The following is a 20,291-nucleotide window of genomic DNA, read 5'->3' as shown; positions in this document are numbered from 1 at the left end:
GGAGATGTAATAAGTGAAAAAGCTTATCGAATTCAAAGGAGTAACAAAAGAATACAATGTAGGAGAAGTGTCAATCAAGGCCCTTAATGGTGTGGATTTTTCCATATCGGAGGGAGAATTCGTCGTTATTTTGGGAGCAAGCGGCGCCGGTAAAAGTACGATTTTGAATATACTTGGCGGTATGGATACGCCTACCTCAGGTCAAGTGTTAGTTGGCGATCAAGAAATAACAAGATTGAGCGAAAAAAAATTAACAGTCTATCGCGGTGAGAAAGTTGGATTTGTATTCCAATTCTATAACTTAATTCCGAATTTAAACGCTCTAGAGAATGTTGAATTTGCCACTGAAGTATGTAAAAACCATCTGGATGCTAAAGATATTTTATATAAGGTTGGATTAAAGGAGCGTATGAAAAACTTCCCTTCCCAGCTCTCTGGAGGAGAACAACAAAGAGTTGCAATTGCCAGAGCTGTTGCAAAAAATCCTTTACTTTTACTCTGTGATGAACCAACCGGAGCTTTGGATTATGTGACAGGCAAGTCCGTCTTAAAGCTTCTTCAAGATTTGAACAGGGAAACGAACAAGTGCGTCGTTCTGGTCACCCATAATTCCGCAATTGCTCCTATGGCGGATAAGATTATTAAGGTTAAAAGCGGAATGATCGAGAGCGTTACGATTAATGATGAGAAACAAAGCGTTGAAGGGATTGAGTGGTAATTATGAAATTATTTTCGAAGTTATTAAGGAATGTAAAACAATCGATCGTTCAATTTATAGCCTTAGCTTTGGTTGTCGCAGTAGGCGCTTTTTTCTATGCGGGGCTGAATAGTTATAGCAATAAGCATCGTACTTATTCTGAGGCTTACTTTAAAGAACATAATTTAAGCGACTTACACGTATATTACAGTCAAATTTCCAATGACGATGTGGCTGGTTTAAGTGTAATTGAAGGTATCAACAAAATAGAAGGACGTTATACCTTTGATGCTACGCAAGTCTTTAAAGATTATAAAGCTTCATTAAAACTTCATTCGATCCCTGTAGACAATGAAATCAATACGCCTACTATGATTGAGGGCAGTATTCCGTCAAAAAAGGATGAGATCTTATTAGATTCCCATTATGCCCAAGAACATCATTATCAGGTCGGCGATCAAATCCGTATCACTACGAATGGAAGAGATGTTACGTTTACCATTAGCGGCTTGGGCGAGAATGTGGAATATATAAAAAAGAACCCCACGCAAGACCATAAAACCCACGGAATCGCTTATATTGCCGAAGAGACAATACCTGAAATCCGGGACGGCTTTTACTATAATGAAATCATGATTGATGCTCAAGAAGGTTACGATATTGACCAATTAGGCAAATCAATTGAAGGACAATCCAAACATCTTCCTTATTTAGACCAAACAAGTAAGGAACGAACTTACGGTTATTCTCAAATAAAACAAACAATATATAACAATAGTATGATGAGTAAGGTTATACCTTTAGTTCTCTTTTTGATCTCCGCTATTATCCTGTTTCTTACCATGTCGAGGACGATCGATTCTGAGCGAAATCAAGTAGGTATCATGAAGGCTTTGGGTGTAAAGAACCGAAACATCATGCTTCATTACATGGGATACCCTGTGCTGGTAGGTATAGCAGGCTCAATCATAGGTTGTATTATGGCCGCTCTTGTATTTATTCCATTAGTAACTGCGTCGAGTGCAAAGTCCTACACTTTGCCTGACATTACATTCTCACTTTCTTGGTATTCGATCATTCCTTCGATCATTTTCTCTAGCGCTTTTGGAATTCTGTCCTGCTACTTGAGTGGCAGAACGATATTAAAAGAACGTGCGGCTCAGGCGATGCGTCCTAAACCGCCTAAGAAAATGAAAAAGCTATTAATTGAAAGAGTTCCGGGTATCTGGAGTCATATTTCCTACAGTTACAAACTCATTTTAAGAAATATATTTTTAAATAAACAAAAAGCTTTTGCGAGCTCAATTGGCGTTGTTGTAAGCACGGTGTTATTGATAACTGCTTTGGGCACTCAATCGTCCTTGATCAAAATAGCGAACCAAACTGAAGATGTTTATACGTATGATGTAAGAGTAGATTATAAGCTGGGCACATCTTCCGATACGCTACAACTACCCCCCGGCATTAAAAATAGTTATTTTACATCCACCTTTCCTGTTGAATTCATCAAAGGTGGTGAAAAAGAAAATGCCACTTTGGTTGTTACGGAAAAAGAAAACAATCTCATTCATTTCTTTGACAAAGATGACAACAAGATGTATTTAGAAGATAAGGGTGTGCTGGTACCCCAATCCTACGCCGACAAATATCATATTGTAGAAGGGGATACCATCCAAATAAAGTTCACAGCACCAGAGCTTAAAAATAAATCGGTAGATATGAAGGTTTTACAAATATCTACACAGTATTCGAATCCGTCGTTTTATAGCACACCAGACTATTTAAAGAGCTTTGGCATAGACTATAGTCCAACCTCACTGTTAGTTGAAGCCAATAGCTCTACCGATCTTATAAGCGTCCGTAACTTCTTTGAACAAGATCCTCATGTAGATACAATTGCAGATAAGAATGATCTAAAGCAATCAGCTCAATATATTTTGAAACAAAATAGTTTTATATTTATCATGTTTATCATTTGTGCCGTCATACTCTCCTTTGGCGCAATATATACGATATCTTCCATAAACATTTATGAAAGGAATCGTGAGCTTGCAACACTTAAGGTATTAGGCTATCAAAAAAATAAAATAAACCGACTTATCTTTTTTGAAAACATCATACTAACCACCTTTGCGGTAATTGTAGCTTTACCGATAAGTGGCTATTGTTATACAATTATTGTAAAGGCACTGTCTAGTACCCATCAACAAATCCCAGATAAATTAAATATTTTTATAATGCTGGTATCTGTTATGCTTGCATTCTTACTCACCATTCTCTCTAATTTGCTACTTCGGAGAAAAGTGTCCCAAATCAATATGATTGAATCATTAAAAAGTGTAGAATAAAGCTTTTAAGGAGATGGGACAAAAATGGGAGTACTAGGATATATTATCCCGATACTCCCACACAAATAACTCCTTTAAAAGGATAATTTAATATATCTTCTATATAAGAACTAATTGCTCATTTAAAAGACGACTTGAACCCATTTTTATTCGTTCTAATTTATTGAAAAAGTCAGCTTGCTCTTTTATACTCATCTCTAAATTTGATTTAATTTGGAGATGATAATTAATTGTCAAAATTGAGTATCTTTTTTCACCTATGTATTTTTCATTAATGCGTTCAAAAATATAGCTATTTTCTTCAAAGGGAATAATCGTATATTTTATTTTCTGTGTTTCAATGTTATTTAATTCTTTTCTTAAGGTATCAAAATAGTTAGTTTCAAGTGCCTGTCGTTTTTTACTTAAATCATTAAGTGAGTCTTCACTTGTAATATAGACCGTATGATATTGTTCTTGAATAACAACATCTTCCCTTAATGACTTAAATTGATAACGATCATCGCTATCGCGAGATACATATTTACTATATTCTCTCATTACGTAACCTATATCACTCAAAGCATTATTAGGAGTTACTTGCTCAAATGCCTTAACTAAATATATTTCCCTTTCAGATAACGGATTTCTTTCCTTGATATCATCAACATGAAAATTGGTAAGTTCATAACAAGCTACTAAATGTACTATAGGCTTATTAAGATCTGTTCCTAAACCATCTTTATATTGAATAATTCCAAAACATTCAATGTCATGTGTAGATTCCTCAGGTGAATCCTCATCATAAATAAAACCTTTAATATCTCCCATAACATAGCCAGCTTTATTCTGCGTGCTAATCGAAATTGTTATACTTTGTAAATCTTCCCCTCTATTATTAACAGATTTTACTTTTGCAAAAATACTTCCACCACTATCGAGATACTTCGCTAGTAATGGTGTGAATTCCTTTGGGACATACCCAATAGATTTCCTATTAGGTAGGAATACCTTAATAGCATTTGAATCATACTCATTGTTTGGCTCTCGAACTAAATAAATTGTATCTCCATCAGTAGCATATCTTCTAATAATATTTGGACGATCCTCAAAGGTGACTCCAGATACATTAAATTCAATTTGCATAAAATCCTCCTAAATACTTATTTACTAATTTTACTATTATACTATAATACTACTTTTATAAATTGGAGATTTTATGTAGAGATTGGTGATTAAAAATCTTGGATTTACATTTTAGTTACAAGGTCGTACATCGCTCAATTTGAATCACACCGTCTTTGGATTGAATCTATCGGAGCGTGCGTTTGAGTTTTCGAAGATGATCGGATTCTGAATTTATAGGCACGCGAAGTCTTCCAAGACGGATAGATTAGGAAGAGGAAGCACACTTATAGACAAACAGGGGCTCTGCTTGATGGCAGCGCCTTTTTCTGCATATCTGAGTGTACTGGCAGCAGCGCCATCTGTCCGGTTACTTCCAAGGCTAAAGGCTACCCGTTCGAGGTGTTTATTCCACAGGATCTACCGCTAGATGGGGTTATTCTTTCTGATCAAATCAAGAGCCTCGATTGGCAATCTCGCCAAGTCAAGTTTATTGGCAGAGTTCCAAAGGAGACATTGGATGAGGTTTTGTCTAAGGTAGACTTGTTGATTCACTAACCGTACATTATTTATATACAAGCTGCTCCTTCGTTTCGGTTTAATTGGAGCGGTGTTCTTCATGAAATCAGTGTTATTAAAAGAACAGCAAGAACTGCCAGTTATTATAAATGAAGAGGGGTTCTCACCCCTCTTTTTTGTTTATCTTACTCGTTCTCCATAACTCTGATCGACTCGGCAACCTTCACCATCATGGAACATTCAACCCTCTTGCGGAAAACATCACAACTAAAGTCATAGATGCCGTTGATGGAACCCGTCGCGTGCAGGGCATTGGCAGGACAGCCGCCGCTGCAGTAGAGTTTGGCCCAGCAATCCTTGCATTCCGGCTTCGAGTAGCAGTTGCTCTCTTTAAATTGGCATTGCAACTCAGATCGTGTGATACCGTCCCAGATGTTCCCCATGCTGTACGCTTCATCTCCGACGAACTGGTGGCAAGGGAAAAGCTCTCCCCATGGCGTGACAGCAAGATATTCCGTTCCTGACCCGCAGCCGGTGATTCTTTTCTGGATGCAAGGGCCTTCAGATAGGTCAAGCATGTAATGATAGAAGGTAAAGCCTTCGCCTTGTTCACCACGGTAGATCATTTCCTTGGCGAGAATTTCGTACTGGTTGTAAATTTCCGGAAGATCCTTCTCGGTTAGTGCATAAGGCTCTCGCGGATCACAGATGACTGGTTCCATCGAAAGTTTATCAAAACCAAGGTCTGCGATATGGAATATATCATTGGTGAAATCGACATTGTTACGAGTGTAGGTTCCTCGTACATAGTATTCTTGGTCTCCACGTTTTCGGACGAATTCCTGGAACTTCGGTACAATATGGTCATAGCTGCCTTTTCCGTTAACGGTTGTGCGGAGCCGGTCATGAATCTCTTTTCTACCATCCAGACTGAGTACGACGTTGTATATTTCCTTATTTAAAAATTCAGTAACCTCGTCGTTCAGCAGCATACCGTTCGTCGTGAAGGTGAAGCGGAATTTTTTCTTATATTCTTTTTCTTTGCTTCGTGCATAAGCTACAATCTGCTTGACGACTTTCCAGGCCATAAGCGGTTCGCCGCCGAAGAAGTCAATGTCTAGGTTTCGGTGATGTCCTGAATTTTCTAGCAGGTAATCGATAGCACGCTCTCCAACCTCATAACTCATGATGGCCCGATCGCCGTTGTATTTTCCTTGACTGGCGAAACAATAGTCGCATGATAGATTGCAGGTATGCGCGACATTGAGGCATAGTGCTTTAACATAAGTTTTTCGATTCCTTAAATCCATAGAGAGATTCTCATATGGATCTTCGGTAAAGAGCTGTCCAGTATCTTTAAGCTCCTCAATGGCCGCGATGGTTTCTCGAATGTCTCTCTCGGTAATACCTGAATCGTGTTCATGCTGCTCCAGCATGAGTGTCAGGATTTCCTCCGGAGATGTATGCTCATAAAGCTCAATGATTTTGTATGCCAGATCATCAACAACGTGTACCGACCCACTGTAGGTATCAAGCACGATGTTGTATCCGTTAAGTTGATATTGATGAATCATACTTGCTAATCAAGCTCCTTTTACCGACAAAAAGACCGGTTAAAAAATAGACGCCCATCTACAGAGCAGTGGGCGGTGAACATTTTCGAATCCTATTTGTTCATTGGGTTTTCACAGCGCTGGTTGGCAACGCCGCAGGAAGTCTTACAAGCGGACTGGCAAGATGTTTGGCATGCGCCACATCCGCCGTGTTTTGCGGTATCCATCAGTTTGCGGGTACTCAGTGTTACGATTCTTTTCATTTGAATAACTCCTCTGCCATTTCATTAGTTCAACAATACAAGATAATATTGTGAATGAATTCACTCTACTTCTTTGAACATGGTAGCAATTACTTCGGATGTACATCAATCAAATAGGTCACACTGGATCAACTCAAAAAGCAGATTACTACAAAATAGACCTACCTACCGCCAGTACTCATCCAGTGTGGAGAGATTTAGAATCAGTGCAACAATACCCTAGCTCTACAACCTACTTCCTGCTTGGCAACAGCTTATTCAACAAGATCGCTGCAAGCGAAGCAGCTAGAATAGGTGAACCCAATAGATATTGCACGAAAGTAGGCAGAGTATAGAGGAAGTCTTTAGGAATGAGCACTAGCGCTAGTGTTAAAATCATCGGTATTGCGATAATGTACATTTCTTTTTCGCCAATCGTTTCGTTTTTCATGACCTGGATACCGTTAATTGAGATGATACCGCAGACGATAGCGAACACGCCGCCGATGACAGCTGTTGGAATCGAAGAGATTAAAGTTGCTAATTTTCCTGAACAGCCGAAGAGGACAAACCATCCTCCTACTGCAAGAAAGACTCGTCGGCTCGCGATACCTGTGATGGAAATAATACCTGCATTTGTGGAATAGCCTGTAACCGGAGTTGAACCGAGTCCAGCAGCTATAAGACAGCTAATCCCTTCTCCAACAACACCTTGGTTAATATTTTTATCCGTTAACGGCTTATCGATTACGTTGCTGATAGCAAACCACGTACCTGTTGTTTCAGCCAGCAGTACGAGATAAATAATGACCATGGTGATAATAGCAGAAAAGTCGAAAGAAAAGCCGAAATCTTTAAAAGGAATCCGCGGCATGCTAAACCACTGGGCATTTTGAACAGCTGAGAAATCCAAGACACCCATAAATTGTGCAGAAATACATCCGACAATTAACGCGATCATCACGGAAGTAATTCGGAATATCGATCCTTTATTACGGAACAAAGAGCCTAGGATCACGAAAATAATGAGCACAGCAGCTGAAATAAGCGCTAATAACACATTTTGATTGATTGTAGCGTCAGTGGCGCCATAAATATTGTCTCTGATCGCAACAGGCAATAAAGAAAGACCTACAATGAAGATAATCGTTCCCCCTACAATGGGAGGGATAAATGATTTAACTATTTTATTGAATACTCCAGTATAGCCCAAAATAATAACGAGGATCGCACCAATTAAGCTGGCACCTAACACAGAACTCCAACCTAGTTCTCCACCACCACTAGCGGCATAGATCGTGACAATCGCACCGAGCGGAACATAAGAAGGACCTTGCGCCATAGGCAGCTTCATACAGAAATAAGTTTGGACAATCGTTGCAAGCCCAGCAGCAATAAATGTGGATTGAATTAATGCGCTCGATTGATTGGGTTGTAAGCCAATTAACATGGCAATCAGGAAAGGAACGACATAAACGTCCATCGCTAATACATGCTGTAAGCCTAGGACTGCCGATTTTCCGAATGATAGTTTGTCTTCGGGCAGAACCGTTAAATGCTGTGATTGTGTTTGCGCGTTATCTTGCTTGTCTGCTTGTGTTTTCACTCAGATGCACACCTCGAATTTTCAAATTAATTTCTATATCTTAACGTGAATGAACCTTTTCACCTTGTACCCAGACTTCGCGGATATGCTCAGGTCTGACAAGATACATGATTTTCTGGAAAATATCTTGTAAATCTTCATTCTCATCAAAGATCGGCAGTTTGGCTGATGGACATTTCGTATCGATAACCTGTACATCCCACGTATAATTTTCTTGAATACGACCGATAGGCAAGCTCAAGCTTTCCCCACCGCCAGCAGTAGCAAGATAGAATGCTTCATGTATCGTAATGCGTGATCCTGGTACACCACGCTCTTCGGCAGGAAGAGAGGTGTTAACGCCATCCTCGAGCATTCTTGAAGAGATTACAGCTTGTCTTATATTATCGAATAGACTCGGTGAGAAGCCTCCGGAAATATCAGACCCTAAGCCAATCTCAACACCTTTGGAATGGATATGAGCGACTGGAATGACACTGTTGGCGAAATACGCGTTTGATACAGGACAATGAGCGATAGCGGTTCCGGTTTGAGCAAATAAATCGACATCAGGATCATCTAGGAAGTTACAATGTGCCATGACCGATTTATCACGCAATAGGCCAAAATCATGCAGCGCAAAAGCATCGTTCTTGTTATATCGATCTTGTACATAACCGTGAGCCCAATCACTTTCACTACAGTGGGATTGAACATACGTATCGTATTTAGCCGCCAGTTCCCCCAAGCCCTTTAGGCCTTCATCTGTACAACTTGGAATGAATCTTGGTGTTACTACGGGATACACGCCTTGTTTCGTGGATTTAGCTAATTCTTGTACCGCGATAATAAATTCTTCCGTATCTGCAAGTGCCGCTTTGGTGTCAGCATCGCGATAGTATTCTGGATTTTGCTCGGGATCGTCCATGACTACCTTCCCAACGAGTCCACGTTGGCCTTTATTTGCACATATTTCTGCTAACAACAAGCTTGCTTCTTTATGCACCGTTGCAAAATAAAGTGCTGTTGTTGTTCCGTTTGCCAGTAAGGTGCTTACCACTTCATCGTATACCTTTTTTGCAAAATCTAAGTCTGAGAATTTAGACTCCAGTGGGAAGGTATAGGTGTTTAACCAATCATAGAGTGGGATGTCTAGTGCGGTTCCAGATTGAGCCCACTGCGGGGCATGAACATGCAAGTCGACAAAACCAGGCAAGAAATACTGACCTTCCTCTAAACGATGAAAGTTGTCGCTGCCTTGGTACGTATCCAGCAAGGATTGATATTCGGCGTCTTCTGGCGCCACGACTTGCTCAATCATGCCGTCCGCATTGATACAAAAAAGATAGTTTTTTAATATTTGAATTTCTTTGGAGGATTTGCTCGAAAAAGAAGTTCCTTGAAATAATTGCATATATTTATACATGAGTATCTCCTTAATGTTCGTTTTTTGGAGTGTATTCGTTATTATAATCTGTCGAAAATGATAAGTCTATAATAAAAAAACGAATATGTACAAGTTTTTGCAATAATCGCAATGGCCTTTAATCGGGTAGCAAACCGTGTACCTTGCTGGTTGGTAAAAACGATTCCATAAATGTGGATTTTATGATATTCTTGTCCATGCGAACTCCTTAGTTAGTAGGATTTGGACAGGACTACCTGCGCCCCTAATAACAAGGATTTTTTATGTTAATAACCGTCCTTAAAATTACATTTTCAGCACGTTTTTCATTTCGGGTTTTTCGACTAAAGGACTTTAAAAAATCCCCCTACGAAGTAGGAGGAAGGTACGTTTGATGAGATGAGGGAACCCTTGTCCCATCGGCCTCGGCGAATGCCGAGAGGCTATTATAGTACATAGGAGGATATATGTCCTGGAGCAAATTGAAGCAACAACTGGAGAGTTTTCTCTGTCCTGCGTTATATGGAAGGGTCGAATACCGTGCAACCAGCTACCGTTATTCACCAGATAAAGCAGGACTTTGTTATATTACGGTAGATAAAAAAAACGTACTCAATATGAGTGATACAACTACCTTAATCAGATGGTATCAGACGGAGCTGGAAATTAAGAATGATTCAGATATCCAAATTCCTATCAGCAATGAAGAAATTGAAGCGGTCAGAAAAGATACCAAGGGGACAGTTCCGGAGGATCGTTTAAAAGTAATTGCAAGAAGTAGAAAAATATCAGAACATGCGAAGGGGCTTTTGTCAGCACAGTCAACATTAAGTAAATCAAATTTTATCGTTGTAGCTAATAAATTTTTATCCATTTCAATAGAGGAAAGCATAGAGAGTAATGATATCTTATTGAATATTCTAGCTTTGGTGGACAGACGAGTTGGAAAAAAGCGAATTTTAAACATGAGCGAGATGATGAAGTTAAAGCATCCAAGTGTGCAGTATTTCTATGAACTACGGCTTAGTACGTTATGAAAATAAATAACTCATTGACCTCCAATCGGGAGGTTTTTTCATGAGAACATATACTTGCTGACAGCTTTGTATCGATGAAAACCGTTCTTATGTTATAATTCATTCTTAACCGCTAATGCAGTGAAAGGAGAATTTTATGTTTGATCTGAACGATTGCATCTGTTTTATTACGAATACAGCTTCCAAAAAAATAATTGATGAATTTAACAATAGATTAGAGAATAGTGGTACGACCCGAGTACAGTGGATGGCTCTTTATTTCATCGGAGAGAAGGATGGAATTATCCAAAAGGAATTGTCTCAAAAAATGAATGTGCAGGAGTCCTCAATTGCCAGACTTATGGATCGCATGGAAAAAGAGAATTTATGTTATAGAATCAGAGACGTTAAAGACAGAAGGATTACCAGAGTTCGATTGACACCGCTAGGTGAAACGCTGAGAGAAGAATTGCTTCCTTTTGGTCAATCTTTTCATAATGAAGCTACTCAAAACATTTCACAGGAGGAGTTATCTATTTTTAAAGAAGTGCTCAATAAAATGGTTCGGAATTTGTCGAAAAACAACTAATTGATTTGACATTATTCTAGCTAAGTGATACTTTATACACATATACTTTACATAGCAACCATTGCAGTGTAAAGTTAATTTTTCGAGAACAAAAGTGAATTATTTCACAATTAATCAAGAGGAGAGACGAAGATGAAAAAAGATGTGAGAGAAATGTTGAATGATTTCACAAATGGACTAGCCACCCTGTCTGAAACCAATGGTGAACACGTAAACGCGTTTATGAATTTGCTGGGAACGACCTATTCAGAGGGAGCTCTCGATACAAAAACGAAAGAACTGATAAGTATCGGCGTTGCCGCTTACAACCGTTGCGAGTACTGTATCGTTTTTCACGTTTACAAAGCTCTTGAAGCTGGCGCGACACGTGAGCAAATTATCGAAGCAGCGATGGTGGCAGTAGCGTTTGGCGGAGGTCCGAGCATGGCCTACTCTGTCACTTTGCTTAAGGACTCTATTGACGAATTTGAGAAAGACTTCAAATAACAATTACAAGAGCAGCTTTACTGAACATGGGAGGTCTGCTTTAACAAGCAGACCTTGCGGATAACAACCTAGATGAACTAAAGGAGGCATCTCTTTTGGAGATTAAACTTGAACAGCTTTCCGGACATGAGAAGAAATCGAAAATCGGAAAAATTAATGTATCCGTTGGGGATCAAGTTGAGGTTGGACAACAACTATTGCAATTAGAAAGCAAAAAGGGCAATACCCCTTTCAAATCTAAATACGCTGGTAAAATCGACGAAATTATGGTTTCAGAAGGTCAGGAAATCGGGATTGGTCATGTAATGTTTAAAATGACTACCGATCAGACAGAACCTGCCAAACCTAAACTGGATTATTTTTCTGGGCTGGTTCATGGCAAAAAGGAACGGGTGGAGGCCGATGTTCTAGTGATCGGTGCAGGACCTGGAGGATATGTAGCCGCTATTTATGCAGCGAAACATGGCCTAAAGACGGTTATCGTGGAAAAAGAGAAGCTTGGCGGAACTTGCCTTAACGTGGGCTGTATTCCTACTAAAGCTTTGATCCGATCTTCAGAAGTATTCCATAATTTTAAGAATGCAGAAGATTTCGGAATTACCGCTGAACACATTCAAGTGGAGATGGCTAAGGTCATCGAGAAAAAAGATAAAATCAAAGATACGCTTGTTTCGGGAATCGACTACCTGCTGGAGAAAAACGGAGTAAGAGTGATCCGAGGAAGTGCATCTTTTATAGACAACAAGCAGGTACTGGTCAAAAACAGGAAAGACGAATATACCATTCAAGCGACCAATACGCTAATTGCTACAGGCTCAAAAATTTCGAAAATCAATCTGCCGGGTGTCGAACATGATTTTGTCTTGAACAGTACATCGGCGCTGCAGCAGAAGGAGAATTTTAAATCGATCACCATTATTGGCGGCGGTGTCATCGGTATGGAATTTGCCTTTATCTACTCCAATTTCGGGATCGAGGTCAACGTCATCGAATATTGTGACCGGCTTTTGACTATGGTGGATGAGGACGTTTCGGAAGAAATCAGAAACATCGCCGCTGAGCGCGGAATTCGCGTTCATACTGGAGCGAGAGTAACTCGAATCGAAAAAGATCAGAACGGCAACGCGGTCGTCATTTTTGAAAAAGATGATACTGAAATGTTTATGACAAGTGAAAAAGTTCTGGTCGCCATTGGAAGAGAGCCAAACCTCGAAGGATTGGATATTGATAAAGCTGGCGTTACGCTAAATGAAAACGGAAAAGGCATTGCCGTTAATGAACATTTGCAGACATCTGTAGATCATATTTATGCTATCGGCGATGTCACCAATCGCATTCAGTTGGCTCATGTTGCTTCCCATGAAGGAACAGCAGCTATAGACCATATATTAGGAAAATCTTCGACCTTAAATTACGATATGGTACCAAACGTTATCTTCACTTCACCTGAGATTGCATCCGTTGGACTGACAGAACAACAAGCACTGCGTCAAAAGATGAAAATTACGATCAGTAAATTCCCTTTCCAGGCTAATGGGAAAGCGTTAACGATGAGAGAAGATAAAGGGTTTGTCAAATTAATTAAAAATATCGACAACGGTAAAATCGTCGGTGCTTCCATAATCGGTCCTGAGGCTTCCGCTTTGATCAGTACACTTACTGTAATCATCAATAATGGGATCTCAGAGGATGAGATTATACATACGATTTTCGCTCATCCCACGACTGGCGAAGCCATCCACGAAGCGGCATTAGGCTTAGGTATTGGAGCGCTTCATTACCATGAATAAAATCGTGATTTCTCAGGAACACGATCCTTATTTCAATCTGGCTTTGGAAGAGGAGCTGTTTAGAAACGCACGGCAGGGTGAAGTGACACTATACCTTTGGCAAAATGAAAAAACAGTCGTTATCGGTAGAAATCAGAACCCGTATATCGAGTGTGATATCGAGCAAATCAAGCGAAGTGGAGGCAAAATTGCGAGACGAATTTCGGGTGGTGGAGCAGTTTACCACGATCTAGGGAATCTAAACTTCACTTTTGTATGTAAGAAGTCAGAAGAAGATTTGACTAAACAAATAGCAGTACTCCAAAAAGCTGTCGAGCGTTTTGGTCTTCAAGTGGTTCGGTCCGGTAGAAATGATTTGACCCATGAAGGTAAAAAATTCTCCGGTCATGCCTTTTATGAAGAAGACGGGAATGCATTTCATCATGGAACCATGATGGTAGACGTGGACTTGACTATGCTTGCTAAAGTGCTGAAACCATCCAAACTCAAGCTGGAATCCAAAGGAATCACCTCGGTCAAAAGCCGGGTCGTCAATCTGAAGAAACTAAACGATGAAATCACAATTTCCAGCCTTTCCGAAGCGCTGATTGACAGTTTTAGGGAAATTTACGGTGAAAACTCCTTCTTGGTAAAGTATAACCGGCAAGAGAAATCGCCTGACTTTATTAAGAAATATATGGATGATCGATGGATTTATGGGGAGAGTCCTGTATATAACGCGTCTATTGAGAAAAGGACTTCATCAGGCAACATCCAGGCCTTTTTCCAAGTTGAACATGGGCTTGTCAAAGAGCTGAAGATTTTTTCTGATAGCATCTCTATTTTGGATTTTCGCGCAGTTGAAAACCGTTTTATTGGTATGGATTTTAAGGAAGTAATTGAAAAAGATTTGTTGCTTCTTGCTCTGTAAGCAGCCCCCATTTAGTGGACAATAAAAAAATAGATAGCAAACTGGCGCCGATACTGAATCGGTGTCAGTTTTTTGTGATTCCGTCCCATCACGCGTGATAGAATAGACTTAAATTTACGCATGATTGGAGGTCTCCTCATTGATCATTCAACTTGGCAAGTTTGAAGTGAAGTCCGGACAATTGGTTGTAGCCGATCCCTGTTACGAATTGGATACGAGCATCATCATGGGGGTGTTGGAAGCTGTATTAAATGGAACGTGGATTGGGGAAGTGGAGAAAGTTGAAGTTCGCGACTGGGGCGAAGCCAACGCAAAGTTGACGGCTTACCATTACTCTGTGGCCGAGCAGGGGGCATATCTGGAATGGATCAAATGTCCTTTTGTGGCTGGGGTGGATAGCGGTCAGGCCGGGATTTTTGACATCCAAAAATATAGAATACCCGATACGAATGCGCCACACGAAAGTTCGGATACCGATACGGAATGGTATTACGCCTGCTGTGATGTAACCGAGAGCGGGGAGGAAGCGGGTGTCCTGGATGGTGGCGTTGTTTCTCGTAGCGGCATGGGCGATGGTGCGTATGGCGTGTATAAGGCTGTCAATGCACAGGATCAGGTCGTAGGCGTGAAAATTGTGTTTATTAAGAGTTAGTTGGCGTCCAAATGGTTTTTCCATTGTCTCTTCTAGGGGACTTTATTTAGCATAGTCTTTTTTAGCCTTATAAAAATCTGCGGTTTTTAATAAGTGAAATACAGGAGTAGAATATCATATGGCTTATCAAAATATTGACGGCGTGCGTGTCTGGGGCACCCCTGATAATACCCCAGAAATATAATGGATGTCGTTAATCTCTATGTGACTCTTGGATTGGCGATTGAACTGCAAGATGACGATTCATTGGGTATACTCGATTTAATTGTTAGACCGCTAGCTCCAATAGATACTATTCTGTCAGTATGAGAAGTGTAGTAGATCGGATCGGTAAACAACCAAGACCGTATAAATTTATAGAAAAGATTAAAGCAGGGAGTTTAATATACCCTGCTTTTTATATTTCTCTCGTATAACAGTATCGGATGAATTTAATCCGTATAAGGGACTTACCTTCCATTCCTGTTCATCAAAGCTTTGACCAGCCCATTGTAGTATCTAAAGGAGACGTAGCATGTCTCGCCGTTGATCATATGAACAGCCCGATTCTGTTTGTCGATCTCTTTAATATTGTGCAGATTAACGATGTATGCCTTATGGCAGCGGAAAAAGCGATCATCTAGCTGCTTTTCAAGCTCTTTTAATGTTCCATAGAACTCGATCTGCCGATACTGCTCATGCAGCTTGATTTTGTGCGGCGAGGAAGAGGTTTCGAAAAACAAAACATCCTCGTGTTTGACGTTAATAATCGATTCTTCCGTTTCAATGGTCATCTTTCGAGTGTCTCTACCCTTTTTCAAATGACGTTCATACGCCTTGCGGAGACATTCATCGACCCGTAATAGAAATTGTTCCGGATTGTCTTTCATAATAAAGTCGAAAGCTTCCACCTTGTACTGGAAAGTCAGATAGCTCAGCTCCGAATGGGTGGTCACAAATACGATGAAGCAGTCCGGATAGCTGTCCCTTAGTATTCCAGCCAGTTGAATTCCGTTCATGTCGGCTTTAAGATCAATATCCAACATAAAAAGATAGCGGCCGCCTTCATGTTGCGGCTGATCCACAATATCCTGATAATCACCCGTAGCCAAAGCCACCTTCATATCTAGCTTCTGCTTGATGATCGAATGCTTCACGATTCGCTCGATCTGTTCTCGCTGCTGTTTGTTATCTTCACAGATATAGACTTTCAACATCTGGGAATCACCTTCATCCTAATTTCGTACTTCTGTGTTGGACATGCTTAATGGTTAGTTCTTGCATGAATGTCATTGCTTCGGGATCAATCTCGGTATTAAGATTCGCATGGGGATATTTGCAGTCGATTAACTCCCTAACATTGGGCAGACCAATGCCCCGATTGTTTCCTTTCGTGGAAAAGCCATATTCGAACATTTTATAGATTGGCGGCACATGCTGGGAACAACTATTTTTAATAATGAATAGAGTCGAATCTTTTACGGGCACGATCCCAAGCTCAATTCTCGGCTGCGGCGTTTCCAAAGCTGCCTCGATTGCATTATCTAGCAATATTCCGATAATTCTGCATAGATCGAGCGTTGACATTGCTACTTCATGTACATCCTCTGCAATATCGATAAATACGTCAATCTGCTCTGCGTGGGCTTTTACCATTTTGGATGAGAGAATCCCTTTGAGAGGCGCAATCTTCACATGTCCCAGCAGCGACAGTCTCGTATTGATTTGGAACAGCTTATTGGAATACGTACAAACGTCATGATGGAAGTATCGCTTTAACTCCGAATAGTTCTCGTCCTCAATGAATCCTTGCAAAGAGGATAAAATGTTGGCATAGTCGTGCTTGAATGTGCGCATGTCCTGCAGCACGTCTTCCAGGGAAGCCGCGTATTTCTCTAGTTGTCCCACTTCCTGCTCCATCTGCAGCTTCTCCATTTCCTTTTTGAGCGTATACGTATACAGCCAATGGCTAAAGAAAATGACCGCGATATATACGGCGAGCAGCAGACTGTGCAGGAGGATTTCTTGCATACCGGAAGCGTCCCGGTAAAAGATAAGGGAAAGGTATATCCCTCCCATCACCATGCACATATTGCCGAACAAGACAAATATGCGCTGCCGTAAGGAAAAAACATGCTGCATGCTCTGACGGTTACGCTTCGTATGATCTGAAAATAATTTGCCGATCAGATACGCCACTACCCCGATGAATGCGAACAGGAATATCTGCTCGATCATTGGTTTCCTGATGTTCAGCATATCGCTCCATATAATCTGGCTTATCTGCATGGCAAACAGGAAATTCACGTAGTTGAGCACACCAAATAATAGCGATGCTAGCATGTCTTTCGTCCGTGTATATAAGAGAACAAAGAAGAATATGACGATCCAAGCTGTACTTATATCCATGTCACATCACCGGCTTCACCTTTCTAAGATGCGTTGACTGGGGTCTTCCTTCTTTATTACGTACAGGAAGACCTTAGTCAAGAGCAGCTGTAATGCGATTATTGCTGCTAGGTTTACATATAAGTATAGCATCCATGTTACTGACACGGACATTGACATGGCCCAAATCTTATATTTTCGCTTATGCTCGAACATTTGGCGGCTGTGGCTCCAGCTGTCATTTGGCCGCTTGTAATCAAAGTATAGCTTGATGAATGTAGTCAATCCTAGCGAACATAGCATGAGAACGAGCAAATCCAGCTTATACATCTCAGGGTTGGAGATGTGAACGATCGTGTAGGCAACGGCATACAGCGGCAATGTTATCGCGATACTGAAGCCATATTTGCTCCAAAACAAGCTTTTCAAGGAGACAGGCAGCGTTAGCAGCAGATTGCGATAGGGCTTTTCATATGAAAATAATACACTGGGTGTGGAGCAAGTAGACAACAGGCTTAAGATAAACAGTAAAAATCCACCTGTCACATCGGATACCATGATCGCGTTGACGATGAAAAAGATAATAAAAAGCGAGTATCCAACGTGGTTAATGAATATTACCTTGTCACTTGCAAATCTAACGAACTCCCTTTTGAGCCAGTTAAACTTTATCCTGGAGCGTCTTGTTTTGAACTGCAGGTAGTTACGATCATAGGCAAAGATGATGGCTCCGATTCCACATAACGATGCAGCTAGTCCTGCTATGGCAAACCCAATTGCCGCCAGAACACTTTGAAAGAATGTCAGCTGATCATGATGGCAGCTCACGGTCAGCACAGACAGGACGATGGGCATTACTCTTAGCGCATAGTTCTTTATAAATACAACGAGAGCATAGAGGAAGATGAACATGTTTTTGCCGATCGGAAGGGAATGCAGCAGCTTGTATCTCCGGTCTCGCATCAGGGATATAGCGGATAGGATGGATAAATACAAGGTAACGGTCATCGCTCCCTTAAGCAGATTGCCAAGCGAATGGACGCTGAGGGTTGTGTAAGAAGCAGGAATGACGAACATGATGATTGTCATAATGGCAGCTATAGCTATTATTTCTCGCGTCCATTTTTTATCCTTGGTTTCATCAAGCCAAAAAACTCGAAACACGGCTCCTGCGCTATTCATGTTCAATCACCCGAAAGAACGTCTCTTTCATCGAACGCTGCTTATTAACCACTACATGATCTTTTATTTTTCCTTGATGAAGAATAAAGGCTTCATCACACACACTGTCGACTACTTGGAACAAGTGCGTGGATAGAAGTGCAGAATTCCCTTGCGCCACATATGCCCGCAGCTCTTGATAGAACGTTTCGATGGCCACGACGTCCAGACCGACCAGCGGCTCGTCCATAATGAGCAAGGGACATTGGAGCAGCAGTCCGTTGATTAAAGCCGTCTTCTGTCTGTTGCCTAGCGACAAGGTGCTAATCTTCTGATGGACGTATGTCTCAAAGGCGAATGCCCCGCACAATTGTTGAAATCTCTGTATATCGAATGTTTTACCGTATAACCCGTGCACAAATTCCATAAAGGCTAGCGGCGACATTTCATCGAACAAGTCCGGATGATCCGGGATAAAATATCGTTGCTGCTTCAGCCGTACAATATTGTCAGGTGTCAGCTTCTCGCCGCATACATAAATTTCTCCGCTATATTGGCTATGGATGGATGTGAGGATATGGAGCAGGGTTGTTTTGCCAGCACCGTTGGTGCCGAGCAAGGCGTAAATTTTGCCCGCTTCAACTTGAAAATGAACATCTTCGATAATGTGTTTATCCTTCGTATACCAGCCGTTCACATGATTCACTTCTAATATCATACCGTTCCCTGCTCCTACTCGTGTGAGTCTTTTATTGTGTTATAGAGCTTTACTCCGATACCAAGCACGAGGGCAAACGATATGAGGGAGAGGAGCAGATCTTTCTTCACTGTATATGCTACGCCCGTCGCCCCCCATAGTACGATCATGGCAATGTAAAATATCATTTTTTTATTTTTCGTATCCAACAGCATTGGCTATTCCCCCTAAAGTGGTTTGGTACTTGTATTGTAGCTGCTCGCAGGAGGAATATTGATAATTGCTCTTCAAAGGCATCTTATCTGTGCTGAAAGTAACATTTATGCTGTTCCAGGCTACGGTCAAGACATTAAAAAGGACGGTTAGGATTCATCGATTTCGTTCCTACAAAACCATTCCATAACATTTTCAAATAACTCCAGCGAATCTCGATTTGTGCTTGAAAGATTAGATACGGAATCGAGGATAATTTGTATGTTCTGTTCTACGCTTTTGGCTTCAATGAATTCCACATAATTGGGACGGAAGTTATTTAGTGCTTTAAAATATTCCTTTTGGGGGTCGATCAATTTTAAATGCTTTTCAAAATTTCTACGGCTTCTCGTAGTGTCATTTACTTTACGAGTCGTTAATTCCTCTTGGTTGATATATAGAACAAAATATTTATCCGGAAAGCCAAAATGGCTATTCATAATTTCTTTCTTAAAAAAGGAGTAGGACGTTTGAAATGCAGCTTTATCCTCACCATAGATCCAGTCATACCACATTTTGAAATGGTCTCCGTCCAACACAACCAGATCGTGCGATTGTAGTTTTTCTCGGGCGATCCTCCATCGATCAAGTTGTCTTTCAAGCAACCACTGTGTTATTTCATGAGGCTCTAATTTAGGCTGTTCAAAAAGAAAATGAACCTCCTCAACAATATAAGCACCATATTGTTCAGCAAGTGTTTTTGATGTGGTTGTTTTCCCAACAGCACTTGCTCCCTCAAGACATATAATTGGCATAAAGTTTGTTCAAACTCCCTTTCCCCTATTTTCTTCGTCGTACCTTTTCCCCTACATAATACCACTACAAATAGTAGGAGGGGGGATGACACAATCGACCGATTACCCCGCTTCATAACCTCAATTTTGATATTTTTATTAATGATTGTTTATTTTTTATTAA

General features: G+C 40.7%; 20 protein-coding genes. 9 read left to right on the top strand and 11 right to left on the bottom strand.

Translation table 11 applies throughout. The features are described from left to right. The first annotated feature begins 13 nt into the window (after positions 1-13). Positions 14-718, top strand: a complete 705-nt coding sequence (locus B9N86_RS24565; RefSeq protein ID WP_208915719.1) for an ABC transporter ATP-binding protein — start codon at positions 14-16, stop codon at positions 716-718. Positions 719-720: 2 nt separating this feature from the next. Next, positions 721-3,045: an ABC transporter permease gene (locus B9N86_RS24560; protein ID WP_208915718.1), complete on the top strand. Its 2,325-nt coding sequence runs from the start codon at positions 721-723 to the stop codon at positions 3,043-3,045. 99 nt (positions 3,046-3,144) lie between these two features. On the opposite strand, the gene B9N86_RS24555 is transcribed toward B9N86_RS24560, so the two are convergent. Continuing rightward, positions 3,145-4,170 (bottom strand): HIRAN domain-containing protein, encoded by a 1,026-nt coding sequence (locus tag B9N86_RS24555; protein ID WP_208915717.1) that lies wholly within the window; start codon positions 4,168-4,170, stop codon positions 3,145-3,147. A gap of 246 nt (positions 4,171-4,416) precedes the next feature. Between B9N86_RS24555 and B9N86_RS24550 the strand changes: the two genes are divergently transcribed. Further along, the gene (locus tag B9N86_RS24550) at positions 4,417-4,707 is read left to right on the top strand and encodes a type II toxin-antitoxin system PemK/MazF family toxin (RefSeq protein ID WP_342193881.1); all 291 of its coding nucleotides are present in this window, start codon (positions 4,417-4,419) and stop codon (positions 4,705-4,707) included. A 146-nt stretch (positions 4,708-4,853) separates the two neighbouring features. On the opposite strand, the gene scfB is transcribed toward B9N86_RS24550, so the two are convergent. The 4 genes from scfB to guaD all read right to left on the bottom strand — a co-directional run bounded on the left by scfB (position 4,854) and on the right by guaD (position 9,474). Then, positions 4,854-6,242 carry a thioether cross-link-forming SCIFF peptide maturase gene (gene scfB / locus B9N86_RS24545; RefSeq protein WP_208915716.1) on the bottom strand — a complete coding sequence of 463 codons (1,389 nt, stop codon included), beginning with the start codon at positions 6,240-6,242 and terminating at the stop codon, positions 4,854-4,856. Positions 6,243-6,334: 92 nt separating this feature from the next. After that, complete coding sequence (gene scfA / locus B9N86_RS24540; protein WP_208915715.1) at positions 6,335-6,484, bottom strand: six-cysteine ranthipeptide SCIFF; 150 nt, start codon at positions 6,482-6,484, stop codon at positions 6,335-6,337. A gap of 232 nt (positions 6,485-6,716) precedes the next feature. Continuing rightward, positions 6,717-8,069: a uracil-xanthine permease family protein gene (locus tag B9N86_RS24535; RefSeq protein WP_208915714.1), complete on the bottom strand. Its 1,353-nt coding sequence runs from the start codon at positions 8,067-8,069 to the stop codon at positions 6,717-6,719. Positions 8,070-8,109: 40 nt separating this feature from the next. Further along, entirely contained in the window at positions 8,110-9,474 is a 1,365-nt protein-coding gene (gene guaD, locus B9N86_RS24530; RefSeq protein WP_208915713.1) for a guanine deaminase, read from the bottom strand. A 446-nt stretch (positions 9,475-9,920) separates the two neighbouring features. On the opposite strand from guaD, the gene B9N86_RS24525 reads away from it, so the two are divergent. The 6 genes from B9N86_RS24525 to B9N86_RS24500 all read left to right on the top strand — a co-directional run bounded on the left by B9N86_RS24525 (position 9,921) and on the right by B9N86_RS24500 (position 14,896). Continuing rightward, positions 9,921-10,490 (top strand): SF0329 family protein, encoded by a 570-nt coding sequence (locus B9N86_RS24525; RefSeq protein WP_208915712.1) that lies wholly within the window; start codon positions 9,921-9,923, stop codon positions 10,488-10,490. A gap of 136 nt (positions 10,491-10,626) precedes the next feature. Beyond that, positions 10,627-11,058: a MarR family winged helix-turn-helix transcriptional regulator gene (locus B9N86_RS24520; RefSeq protein WP_208915711.1), complete on the top strand. Its 432-nt coding sequence runs from the start codon at positions 10,627-10,629 to the stop codon at positions 11,056-11,058. A gap of 132 nt (positions 11,059-11,190) precedes the next feature. After that, on the top strand, positions 11,191-11,544 hold the full coding sequence (locus tag B9N86_RS24515) for a carboxymuconolactone decarboxylase family protein (RefSeq protein WP_208915710.1): 354 nt from the start codon (positions 11,191-11,193) through the stop codon (positions 11,542-11,544). 95 nt (positions 11,545-11,639) lie between these two features. Next, the gene (lpdA, locus tag B9N86_RS24510) at positions 11,640-13,334 is read left to right on the top strand and encodes a dihydrolipoyl dehydrogenase (RefSeq protein ID WP_208915709.1); all 1,695 of its coding nucleotides are present in this window, start codon (positions 11,640-11,642) and stop codon (positions 13,332-13,334) included. Further along, entirely contained in the window at positions 13,327-14,244 is a 918-nt protein-coding gene (lplA, locus tag B9N86_RS24505; RefSeq protein ID WP_208915708.1) for a lipoate--protein ligase, read from the top strand. Before lpdA ends, lplA begins: the two co-directional genes overlap by 8 nt. A 139-nt stretch (positions 14,245-14,383) precedes the next feature. Next, positions 14,384-14,896: a DUF4241 domain-containing protein gene (locus B9N86_RS24500; RefSeq protein WP_208915707.1), complete on the top strand. Its 513-nt coding sequence runs from the start codon at positions 14,384-14,386 to the stop codon at positions 14,894-14,896. A 449-nt stretch (positions 14,897-15,345) separates the two neighbouring features. Here B9N86_RS24500 and B9N86_RS24495 read toward each other — a convergent pair whose 3' ends face one another. From B9N86_RS24495 to B9N86_RS24470, 6 genes are all read right to left on the bottom strand, one after another. Continuing rightward, positions 15,346-16,092: a LytR/AlgR family response regulator transcription factor gene (locus B9N86_RS24495; protein WP_208915706.1), complete on the bottom strand. Its 747-nt coding sequence runs from the start codon at positions 16,090-16,092 to the stop codon at positions 15,346-15,348. A gap of 13 nt (positions 16,093-16,105) precedes the next feature. Beyond that, positions 16,106-17,284, bottom strand: coding sequence for a sensor histidine kinase (locus tag B9N86_RS24490; protein ID WP_208915705.1), 1,179 nt, complete (start codon positions 17,282-17,284; stop codon positions 16,106-16,108). 15 nt (positions 17,285-17,299) lie between these two features. Next, positions 17,300-18,445 carry a hypothetical protein gene (locus B9N86_RS24485; RefSeq protein ID WP_208915704.1) on the bottom strand — a complete coding sequence of 382 codons (1,146 nt, stop codon included), beginning with the start codon at positions 18,443-18,445 and terminating at the stop codon, positions 17,300-17,302. Further along, positions 18,438-19,142, bottom strand: coding sequence for an ABC transporter ATP-binding protein (locus tag B9N86_RS24480; RefSeq protein ID WP_208915703.1), 705 nt, complete (start codon positions 19,140-19,142; stop codon positions 18,438-18,440). Before B9N86_RS24480 ends, B9N86_RS24485 begins: the two co-directional genes overlap by 8 nt. 14 nt (positions 19,143-19,156) lie before the next feature. Continuing rightward, entirely contained in the window at positions 19,157-19,336 is a 180-nt protein-coding gene (locus B9N86_RS24475; protein WP_208915702.1) for a hypothetical protein, read from the bottom strand. A gap of 147 nt (positions 19,337-19,483) precedes the next feature. Continuing rightward, the gene (locus B9N86_RS24470) at positions 19,484-20,128 is read right to left on the bottom strand and encodes a P-loop NTPase family protein (RefSeq protein WP_208915701.1); all 645 of its coding nucleotides are present in this window, start codon (positions 20,126-20,128) and stop codon (positions 19,484-19,486) included. Positions 20,129-20,291: the final 163 nt, after the last annotated feature.

This window comes from Paenibacillus uliginis N3/975, from assembly GCF_900177425.1.
GTDB classification, from domain to species: Bacteria; Bacillota; Bacilli; order Paenibacillales; family Paenibacillaceae; genus Paenibacillus_AQ; species Paenibacillus_AQ uliginis.
This window is presented reverse-complemented; position numbering and strand designations above follow the sequence as displayed.